Consider the following 10,838-nt stretch of genomic DNA (forward strand, 5'->3'; position numbering starts at 1 on the left):
ATCGGGCCAATTCCCGGCGTGGTCCGAAGGTGGGTGTATCCTCCCCGCGTGGGGCTTCACGGCGAAGGATTTCTCCAGCTCTCCAATCTTCGCGGCTCAACCGGTCGACCTGCTCGAGGTACGCGACCAAGGTCGAGGACCAGTTGGGGCATCGCTGGTTCGGCGGCATCAATCGCGGCAGCTAAGGTTTTCAGGTGAGCCGGACCTTGTGGTGCGATGATGCCGCGTTCGGCAAGATGCCCGCGCAAAGCGTCGATCAGCTGCGTCCGCTGGCGCACCTGCACCGACCAGACCAGATACGCCAGCTGAACGTACTCAAGCATCCCTTCGGGCGTGACGGTTTATGTTGCGAGCACGCCGGTCGACTTCCGCAAAGGGGCCGCGCTGTCGGTGAAGGCGGCCTGAATAGAAGCGGCCAATAACTAAAGGAGGTCCCACCCCGCCAATTGCAGCCAATGGCAGGAGATGGCGAAACGGTCACCCCGTCGCTTCCAGAACCTGATGTGTGGACCGGCATGGCGTTAACCAATGTCATCGGGGCTTTGAGGTGGAAGCGGCGAAAACCCATCAACCCATCGAGGCTCGCGGCGAAGACGTTGTCCAGCCGCATCACGCAGCCGGATATACATCAGCAGTTGTGACCATCGATCCTGATCCAGCCGACTGTTGCAATTGGGCGGGGTCCATATACATCCGCACATGGAGCCTCCGAGATCCTGTGGCTATTCAGAGTGCTGCGGTTGACTCAGAGCACTTCGATTAGGAAATGCGTGGCTCGACAGAGGCATGTGCTAATATGTCCTCGTGAATGCTGATCGACATAAATTGCTGATAAATCGACGAATTGTTCTCACGAGTGAAAATGGATGAGTTGAAGGCTGCTGGAAGTTGCCAGCAGCTGAGACGTCCAAATAGCTTATCGCAACGCCTTCGAATCCATCGTTGACTATTATCCACACGCGGTTAGAGGGGCTGTTCATGTGATTAGCCGTTATTAGCTTTCATGGTAGCAAAGATGAGAGCTGCGAGCACCCCTAAGACCGAAGTTCGACCGCCTCAGCATGGTCTTCCCAGCGCATTGAGGTGAAGCAAGAAGAGTCCGACTGACTACACAAATGCATTATCGAACGCAGCGCTTGGTCGGTGTCCGCATCGTGACAAGTTCTTCCGCCGCTGTTGGATGAAGAGCCATTGTTGCATCAAAGTCCTCCTTTACGGCTTTCATTCTTATCGCAATCGCAACTGCCTGGATGATCTCCGCCGCGCCTGATCCGACAATATGGCAGCCGACAACCCTCCCGGAATCTGCATCTACGACGAGCTTCATCATCATTCGTTCGGAGCTGTGGGAGAGGGCGACCTTCATGGGCCGAAAATCCGTTTTGTAGATGTCCACCCTTTCAAACAGGGCACAGGCTTGTGCCTCTGATAGCCCAACGGATCCGACTTCCGGACGCGAGAAAACCGCAGTCGGGATATCCGCATAGTCGACCTGCGTGGGACGCTCGCCAAATACCGAATCTGCAAAGGCCTGGCCCTCGCGCACCGCTACAGGGGTAAGGTTTACGCGGTTTGTCACGTCGCCGACCGCGTAGATATGGGGCACATTGGTCTGCGAGTTCTCGTTGACCGCGACGCCGCCGCTGTCAGGGCTTAGCGCAACGCCAGAATTCTGGAGATTTAGGTCCTGCGTGTTGGGCTTTCGTCCAATCGCAAACATGACTTGGTCTGCGACGAGCTGTTCAGCGTTTGAAAGACTAGCTTTCAATAGCCCGCTGCTTTCGTCAATCCTGTCAACCCTGTTGATCCAGCAGGAGGTGACGACCAGAATTCCCTGCTCCTCCAGAGCACGACGAACATGTGCCCTTACGTCTTCATCAAAACCGCGCAGGATGTTGTCGCTGCGACAAACCAAGGTCACTTTCGAACCGAGACCGGCGAATATGCATGCGAACTCAACCGCAATGTAGCCCCCTCCTTGAATTAGGATCCGCTGCGGCAGTTCACGAAGCTCAAAGACCTTGTCGGACGAGATGACATGCTCGATGCCAGGTATTGCCTCCCCGTGGTTCGGCGTGCTGCCAGTGGCAATAAGTATATTTCGAGCGCGCACCGTCTCCCCATTGGCAAGACGCAAGGTGCGTGCGTCTTGGAACGTTGCGCGCTCTTTCACTAGGCGCGCTCCCGAACGTTCGATCGTCGACGTATATGCCATCTCGAGACGGGCGACTTCCCTGTTTCTGTTTGCCGTCAATACTCCCCAATCGAATTTTGCTGGGGGGACCGACCATCCGAAGCCAGCCGCGTTCCCGATCTCTTTCTGGAGATCTGAAGCGTAGACCATAAGCTTTTTTGGTACGCAGCCACGGATAACGCAGGTGCCGCCGACCCGATCTCCTTCAGCAACGATGACCTTGGCTCCATAGCTAGCAGCGACCCGTGCGGCGCGGACCCCGCCTGAACCACCACCAATTACTGCCAAGTCAACATCAAAATCGGCCATCGTACCCTGCGAGTTCAAAAAATTTGCGAAAACAGCCTGGGCGCTTTTCGCACCGCTACAGCGTTCCTCGGACGATAAACGGAGGCTTTCAGGAGGAGGGCGCGTGGCGCCCGTGCGCAAGCATCTCCCCAGCGATCGGGTGATCACGCGAAACGCTTTCGCCGTGGATGAGTTCGTCAGCGATTTTTTCGGCGATCGCCATAATCGGCAGGTTCGTATTGCCGCTTAGAAGCGTTGGCATCACCGAACCGTCGATCACCCGTACACCATCAACACCGCGGACTTTCATGCTCGGGTCCACGACCGATGCATCGTCAGCGCCCATGCGACAGGTCCCTACGGGGTGATACACCGTCTCGGCCCGCGCTCGCAGGAAAGCCTCCTGCTCGGAGAGATTGCCGAACACTTCCGCATCCAACGGACGTTTTATGAAGTTCTTGAGTGGTCCGCGCATCATCATATCGCACATATCGCGCGTGCCATCTCTCAGGCTCTCGAGGTCTGCACGTTCGGAAGCAAGACGCGGGTCGATCGCCGGTGGAACGGCGGGGTCTCCGCTTCGCAATCTTACCGTACCGCGACTTTGTGGCCTGAGCTGACATACGCGAACAGCGAAACCGTGAGCGATACGCTCGCCGGCCGGCGGATTGCGGAGGACGTTGGCAAAGTGTGCCTGCCACTCCGGCAACGGAGATGATCGGTCAGGGCCCCAAAACGCTCCCGCCTCCACGGCCTGCGAAGCGGCCGGACCATCGCCTTTGAGAATATACCGAGCGCCGGCCATGCCGCCCCTCAGGAGGCCCATATAGGGGGTCAACGTCGTCGGTTGCGATGACTCGAAGCGAACCGCGAGGTCCAGGTGGTCCTGAAGATTCTCGCCCACGCCCGGAAGATCGTGAACGGGTTTGATGCCGAAAGACTTCATATGATCAGCAGGCCCAATACCAGACAGCATCAAAAGCTGCGGCGATCCGATCGCGCCTGCCGTCAGCAGAACCTCTCGATCGCAGTTGATCGTCTTCTCGCGGCCGTTCTGGACCAGGACGATGCCACGGGCACCACCTCTTTCAACGTTAATGCGACGAACATGACTATTGGAGAGGATGGTGAGGTTCGGGCGTCCCTTGGCGCGTTCCAGGTACTTGAATGAGCCGGACCGCTTTCCATTTGCTATCGTAAGTTCGTAGAAACCTGCGCCTATCTGCGAGGGTCCATTGAATCCATGGTTCTCTGGTAAACCGGCGGCGAGGAGGCTGTCGACAAACGCCTGGGCGGTCGGGCGCCGTGGCCCGTAGGAAAGCTTAATGGGCCCGGTGTGCCCACGCGTTCCATTATCAGGTTCAGCGACCAGGCTCGCATCCTCAATCCTGCGCAAATAGGGGAGCATCGCGGCAAAGCTCCACTGAGGCATGCCCCGAGACGCCCACGAATCGTAGTCCCACGGGTTGCAGCGCATAGCGATCATGGAATTGATCGATGACGACCCTCCTATGACCTTCCCTCTGGGGATATAGATCCGGCGATTGTCTAGATGTTGCTGCGGCTCAGTCCAAAACCGCCAGTTGTATCGACCGCTCGTATAGAGAACCTTGATTCCGGCGGGCATATCGACAAACATCGACTTCCCCCCGCCCGCCTCAATCAGCAATACGCTCACATTAGCGTCTTCACTCAGGCGAGTTGCCAGAACACATCCGGCCGAACCTGCACCAACGATAATATAGTCGTAGCTCGCCATAAACCTTCTCCCGATGGTGATGCTTTTGGAATCCAGATCAAAACGCGACCGATCTTCCGCCGCTTTTTGACGGGATCATCCCTTCACCGCACCCGCTGACAGCCCGGCGACGAAGTACCGATAGCAAAAGATAAATATTACAAACAAAGGCAGAGCTATCAGCGAAGCGCCGGCCAAGACTTCACCCCAACGCAAATCATGCGCGCCGAGCAACGACTGCAGAGCAACGGGGAGCGTCTTTCTTTGGTCGCTCATAATAAGTATCAGCGCGAACACATAGTCGGCCCAAGAGAGAAGGAACGAGAAGATGGCGACAGTGATGAGCCCGGGAGCGGACAATGGCAAGACGACCTTGATGAACGCTTCGAACTGAGAACAGCCGTCAACCATCGCAGCCTCCTCAAGGTCAAACGGCATTGACTTGAAGAAACCCCAGAGCAACCACACCGCCAGCGGCAGCGAAATTGCGAGATGGGCGATCAACAGCCCCCACAGTGTGTCGGTGAGGCCGATCGTTCGGAAAGCTGCCGCCATTGGGATGGCCAGCATGAGGGGTGGGAACATGTAGGCAAAAAGCATCGATGCAACGAGCATAGTCTTGCCCCGAAAGCGCAGCCGGGTGGCGCCGTAAGCGACAAATGCCGACAGCACGAGGGAGACGGTAATCGTCGCAACCGCCATCAGAGCGCTGTTCAGAAAATTGACGATATAATTCGTCTGCCGGAAGAGGGAGACGTAAGACGTCAGGTCCGGCGGCCAGAAAACGAGAGATGTATCGAGAAAAAGGCGTTCCGCGGGCCTTAGGCTCGAAATGATCATCCAGTATATCGGAAAGAGTGAATAAAGACAGATAACGAGTACGGTTGCATAAAGGGCAATTTTTGCCGATAGCTTTTTGAATGGTTTCCAGAAAGTGCTTTCCTGAACCTTGCTCCCGTGTTGCAGCGACGATCTCGGACGAATCGGTTCGCGCTCAGGTATCTGGCGACTGGAATCAACGGGCAATCGCTCTACATGGCTCTTCATTTCTTATCGCCCTTGCTTTGCATCATCGATGGGGAACAGGCGCAGATAGATGAGAATGACGCCTGAGAGCAGGAGGAAGGAGATCGTTGCCACAGCGGCGCCCCCGCCCAGGTTGTACTCAATAAACGACTTCCGATAGGCTAAGGTAGGCAAGGTCTCTGTCTGGTTGAGCGGCCCGCCTTTTGTCAAAAGCCATATCAGATCGAACTTGTTGAACATCCAGATGCCACGCAGAAGGATGACCACGATCAGAACCGAGCGTAAGCCTGGTATCGTGATGTGCCAGAATTGCGTCCAAGCACCGGCGCCATCGACGCGAGCAGCTTCGTAAAGTTGCGTTGGGATCGTCTGCAAACCAGCTAGAACGCAGGTTACGACAAAAGGTGTCCACAACCACACACTGACGAGTATGATTGTGCCTTTGGCCGTGAAGGCATGAGAACTCCAATCGAGCATTCCAACACCGATGGATGCCAGAGCGGTCTTTACCAATCCGTAGTTTGGCTCGAGAATCCATTGGGCCACTAGGCAGGCGACAACTGTCGGCAGGAAGTAGGGAAGAATAGCGATCGAACGTGCAATGGTCTGGCCAACAAAGCGCTTGTTAAGCACCATCGCTATTCCAACGCCCAGAACTACCTGCAGGACAATCGACGAAAGCGCGATTGTGAGGCCGTTCGTCAACGAATTCCAGAAAAGAGGATCTTGCAATACCTTGATGTAGTTGCTCAGGCCGACCCACTCGGGTTCGCTCATAAACGAACGGGCCGAATAGAATGATAGCATAACCGCGTAAATCAACGGGCCGCCAATAATAAATGCGAGCAAGGAGATACTGCCAATAAACAATGCAACAATTCGCCGGTCCTGAACCATAAGAATCATCCCTTGAACGAACGATCGGGGCGGCAGCGGAGGCCGCCCCGATCTGCAGTTAGATGACGGAGCGAATGCGTTGCGCAGTCGCGGCGACGCAATCAGCCGACGAGGCGTTGCCGAGGACTTTCTGCTGGAGCATTTCCGGCATGACATTCGCGATGAATACGTTACAAGCACGCATGTCGATCGAAGGACCGCTGGTGTCGATTGCCATGATCTTGATGTTGTCGCCTTCAATGTAGGACTTCATCGTCATCATCGTATTCCAATGCTTCTTGATCATGGGATGGCTCTTCCAACGCTCGTTCTCATAGATGTCCAGGCGCGCCGGATGGTTGTTCATCCATGCTGAAAGCAGCCAATCGACGTAATGCTCTTCTGCAAACCACTGAAGGAACTTAATCGCCTCCTCGCTTTGGTTCGACTTCCCTACGCAGAAGCCGTCAAAAGCATATGAAAGTGCCTTTTGACCGGTACTACCAGGCGAGGGGAATATTCCGTACTTATCGGCGAGTTCTGGGTTAGTCGCTTCAAGCGCTTCGACCAACCGACCAGAATAGACACTGTGTGCCGCCTTTCCGGTGGCGAAGAGACTCATTAGTTGAGCATAACTCACGGCGTTCATGCCGGGCGGCATCGTCTTGTACAACTCGCCGTAGAAATCCAAGAAGCGCGTGGCACGATCAGCGTTCTCGCCCTGGTCGAAAACGACATTCCAGTCTTTGTCAAAGAGCTCCGCGCCTTCGGCGAACATATTGCCGAAGCTCGCCCAGTTGGTCGAGCTGTCGCTTGCAAGAGGTATGACACAGCCGCCGACGTCAACATTTCCACCATTAACGACTGTAAGCGCTTGGCAGTTCTTCAAGAAGTCGTCCCACGTCTCCGGTATCTTCAGACCTTTCTGGGCATAGAGGTCTTTCCGGTAATAATTTACGACGAGGTTGTAATCGAACGGATAGTACCAGTTCTCACCTTGATACTCCCATGCGGCCTTCTTGCCCCAGTCATACTTTTTGACCAGGTCGGTCACCGGGACGATGGCGCCGGCGTGAATATACTCCAAGATTCCAGCGATGAACCCGGAAGTCATGATGTCATAGGGCTGGCCGGCAGCGACCGCCGCCATCACTTTTTGCATCGTGCCGCTAATGGGGCTCGAATCGACGATTATCTTGACGCCGAATTTGCTTTCGTAGTCGTCGCACGCTTTTTTCAGGGCTGCCTGACTAGCGACCGAAGTTTCGTTGTTGAGAAACCGAAGCGTGACGCCGGACTGGGCCCGCACCACCGCAGGCGCCGCGAGGCTTGCTGCTCCGACGGCGGCAGCGGATTTAAGAAAGTTGCGGCGGGTCATGCCGGACAAGCCTACCGCCATTCTCACTCTACCTGGAATGTAAATGCTCATTTCCTGCTCCTCCCTTGTTAACTTGTCAGTTCAAGCCAAATGCCAAGAATTAACGTCGCCGGTATCGAGTATAGCGTTGACCCTCCTTTATGACGCTCCAGAGGTGCTATCGTTAGGACGCGACACAGAGCTCCTACTGAAGTCCGGTGACGCCCTCCACGGTCCAGGGGCGCAGTATCAGCCTGACCCGCCGCTCTCGCAGGGGGCCATTACGCATTTTCCATTACGCCGATTTTGCCGCCCGTTTGCGCCATCCGCAGCGACGCACCGCTAATGGAGTCGAACAGGTGAAGCCGCTCACTCGGGAAGGCGATAGGGAGTTTGTCACCGGCGCGGATTTCATCACGACGCTGGAGGACGGCACGCATCTTATGGCCGGCCAGCGTGCCCATGAGATAAGTCTGCGCTCCGATCTGCTCGACCAAGTTCACGGTCATCTCAAGCGGCGAGCCGTTAGAGATGACGAGGTGCTCGGGCCGGATTCCAAGCGTCACGTTCTGTCCGCTCCTGGCGAAGGTCTTTTCTGGTATGCCTACCGAAAGGTCTCCCGATCGCACCTCGAGCCGCCCGCTTGCGTCGGACAACTGCCCGTCGATCAGGTTCATTTCGGGCGAACCGATAAACCCGGCTACGAACGTGTTTGCAGGCCGATCGTAGAGTTCGAGAGGCTTCCCAGCCTGTTGGATCAGGCCATCGCGCATGATCACGATACGGTCTCCAAGCGTCATTGCTTCGACCTGGTCATGTGTCACGAAGATCATCGTTGCCCCGAGACGGGCATGGAGCGTCGCGATTTCTTCCCGCATCTTGACGCGCAGCTTCGCATCCAGATTGGAAAGCGGCTCGTCCAGAAGGAAAACATCGGGGTCCCGCACGAGCGCACGCCCGAGTGCCACACGCTGCATCTGCCCGCCCGACAGCTGTCGCGGTTTGCGGTGGAGCAGGGATTCGAGGTCTAGGCTGGCCGCTGCAGCCCTCACGCGCCGGTCGATCTCCTGCTTCGCTTCACCGCGCACCCGTAGGCCGAACGCCATGTTGTCGTAGACCGACTTCTGCGGATACAGCGCATAGTTCTGAAAGACCATCGCAACATTGCGATCTTTCGGTGGCAGACCGGTGACATCCCGCCCGCCGATCGTGATGGTGCCCGACGTGGTGTCGTCGAGGCCAGCGATCATCCGCAGTGTCGTCGATTTTCCGCATCCCGAAGGACCGACAAAAACAACGAGCTCGCCGTCTTCTACCTCTAGGGAGAATTTATTAACGGCCCAAGGGCCCTGGTCGCCACCAAACGACTTGGAGACATTTTGGAGCGATATTCGCGCCATGCAGCAAAACCTCCCTAAACGTGATCCCCAGTGCGGGCATCGCAGGCCGCCCTCCCGGCGGCCTTGTTGTAGACCAATTTGGATAGACCAGATTCGCAGTTTCGTCAATGTCTGCGACGTGGATTTGATATTGCCCCGGATGGGTGGGCGCCAAAATTGGATTGACCAATCTGGTAACTCCAGTTACGCATTACCCACAGCTTCTGTAAAGAAGCTATTAATCTCGAATGTGGGTTGTTGATATGGCAGGACCGTTAAGCGGATACCAAATTCTCGATTTATCGAGGATTCTTGCGGGCCCTTGGCTCGGGCAGCTCTTGGCCGATCTAGGGGCGACGGTTTGGAAAATCGAACGCCCGTTCACCGGCGACGACACTCGCCACTGGGGGCCACCGCATCTTGATGGAACAACCGAGAGTGCCTACTTCCTGAGCGCCAATCGCGGCAAGCACTCGATTTGCGTGGACATCGCCACGCAAGCAGGCGCGGACATCGTTCGATCTCTGGTCAGGAAGACCGACGTTCTCATAGAGAACTATAAAGTCGGCGACATGAAACGGTATGGGCTAGACTATGAAGCGCTCCGGCTCATAAAGCCGGACATCGTGTACTGCTCCATTACGGGATACGGCCAGACCGGCCCGATGAAAAACGTAGCCGGATACGACATGGCCATCCAAGCCATATCCGGGCTGATGAGCATCACGGGCGAGGCGGACGACAAGCCCGGCGGCGGCCCTCAGAAGGTCGGCGTCCCGATTTCCGATCTCCTCACTGGAATGTATAGCGCAACAGGTGTGCTGTCGGCGTTGTTGCATCGCGAGCGGACGGGCGAGGGCCAGCATATCGACATGGCGCTTCTTGATGTCCAGCTTGCCGCTCTGGCCAACCAGAACTTGAACTATCTGACCACGGGGAAGCCGCCGCGCCGATATGGAAACGCCCATCCGAACATCGTGCCCTATCAGGTGTTCAAATCGAGCAACGGATCATTCGTGCTTGCGGTGGGGAACGACCAGCAGTTCAGGAAGTTCTGCACGGCGTCCCGGCTGCAAGTGCTCTGCGACGACCCCCGTTTCACCACAAACACGGATCGCTTGGAAAACCGCGACGCTCTGATCCCGATCGTGGCCGAACGCCTTGCCCAGGAACCAACCGAGCACTGGATCGCGCTTCTCGAACCCATCGGCGTACCATGCGCATCGATCAACCGACTCGACCAGGCATTCGTGCATCCGCAGGTCGTCCATCGCGAATTGCAGATCAATCTTCCCCACACCACGGGCAAGACCGTGCCGCTCGTGGCCAATCCGATCAAATTCTCTCAGACAGAAATTGAGTACACCATCAGCCCCCCCATGCTTGGGGAGCATACGAAGCACATCCTCAATTCAATCCTCAACATCGGCGACGATGAAATATCGCGACTTGAGAAGGACAAGATTATCTATTGCGGATGATTCAGGGCCGGCTGCGTGCGCTCCGGATTCGGTCTCAGCCGTTCGACGCGCCAAGGTCATCGCGGGCGAGCCGCCGCAGCGAATATCGCGCTTCCCCTTCGCTCCGGATTCTCGCGCGGCGCGCGGGAAATAGCTGTGATGCTCGTGAGTCTGCTTGTCGCGAGCCTGCGCATCTCGTGTGCCTTCGATGAAGGCGAGCGCGAAGGAGCGTCCGGTTATTCACTGCTTTCGGTCAGACGGAATTGAGCCAATGTCCAGCATCGCCATGCCCGTTCCCGACGCCGCGATCATCGCCCATAAGCCCGAGATCGTCGCCGCGTTGAGTACCGTCCTGCCCGCGGACGCGATCGTCTCGGACCCGGAGGAAACCCAGGCATATGAATGCGACGCGTTTGACGGCGTACCGATGTCCGCTGCTCGCCGTGGTTCTGCCTCGCACCACCGAGGAGGTAGCGGCGGCGATGAGAATTTGCCACAATCTGCGGGTTCCGGTTATCCC

9 protein-coding genes are annotated in these 10,838 nt (G+C 56.6%); 2 read left to right on the plus strand and 7 right to left on the minus strand.

Annotated features, from left to right (window positions below; translation table 11 throughout):
- Positions 1-56 precede the first annotated feature (56 nt).
- The 7 genes from ACSF9G_RS23060 to ACSF9G_RS23090 form a co-directional block, all read right to left on the minus strand.
- Positions 57-323, minus strand: coding sequence for a hypothetical protein (locus ACSF9G_RS23060; RefSeq protein ID WP_139274565.1), 267 nt, complete (start codon positions 321-323; stop codon positions 57-59).
- Positions 324-1,120: 797 nt separating this feature from the next.
- The gene (gene gorA / locus ACSF9G_RS23065; RefSeq protein ID WP_093037043.1) at positions 1,121-2,503 is read right to left on the minus strand and encodes a glutathione-disulfide reductase; all 1,383 of its coding nucleotides are present in this window, start codon (positions 2,501-2,503) and stop codon (positions 1,121-1,123) included.
- Positions 2,504-2,591: 88 nt separating this feature from the next.
- On the minus strand, positions 2,592-4,241 hold the full coding sequence (locus ACSF9G_RS23070; RefSeq protein ID WP_093037040.1) for a GMC family oxidoreductase: 1,650 nt from the start codon (positions 4,239-4,241) through the stop codon (positions 2,592-2,594).
- Between the two features lie 75 nt (positions 4,242-4,316).
- Positions 4,317-5,267 carry a carbohydrate ABC transporter permease gene (locus tag ACSF9G_RS23075; RefSeq protein WP_093037037.1) on the minus strand — a complete coding sequence of 317 codons (951 nt, stop codon included), beginning with the start codon at positions 5,265-5,267 and terminating at the stop codon, positions 4,317-4,319.
- Between the two features lie 3 nt (positions 5,268-5,270).
- Positions 5,271-6,143 (minus strand): carbohydrate ABC transporter permease, encoded by an 873-nt coding sequence (locus ACSF9G_RS23080; RefSeq protein ID WP_093037034.1) that lies wholly within the window; start codon positions 6,141-6,143, stop codon positions 5,271-5,273.
- A 58-nt stretch (positions 6,144-6,201) separates the two neighbouring features.
- On the minus strand, positions 6,202-7,551 hold the full coding sequence (locus tag ACSF9G_RS23085) for an ABC transporter substrate-binding protein (protein WP_154386605.1): 1,350 nt from the start codon (positions 7,549-7,551) through the stop codon (positions 6,202-6,204).
- A 209-nt stretch (positions 7,552-7,760) separates the two neighbouring features.
- Positions 7,761-8,879, minus strand: coding sequence for an ABC transporter ATP-binding protein (locus ACSF9G_RS23090; RefSeq protein WP_093037028.1), 1,119 nt, complete (start codon positions 8,877-8,879; stop codon positions 7,761-7,763).
- Between the two features lie 242 nt (positions 8,880-9,121).
- Here ACSF9G_RS23090 and ACSF9G_RS23095 point away from each other — a divergent pair, with 242 nt between their 5' ends.
- Together ACSF9G_RS23095 and ACSF9G_RS23100 are read left to right on the plus strand one after the other, a co-directional pair.
- Entirely contained in the window at positions 9,122-10,339 is a 1,218-nt protein-coding gene (locus ACSF9G_RS23095; RefSeq protein WP_093037338.1) for a CaiB/BaiF CoA transferase family protein, read from the plus strand.
- Between the two features lie 250 nt (positions 10,340-10,589).
- Positions 10,590-10,838, plus strand: a 249-nt coding sequence (locus ACSF9G_RS23100) for a hypothetical protein (protein WP_436644421.1), incomplete at its 3' end; no start/stop codon positions are given.

Origin of the sequence: Microbaculum mangrovi (genome assembly GCF_051390635.1) — a bacterium.
In the GTDB taxonomy this organism is placed as follows: Bacteria; Pseudomonadota; Alphaproteobacteria; order Rhizobiales; family Tepidamorphaceae; genus Microbaculum.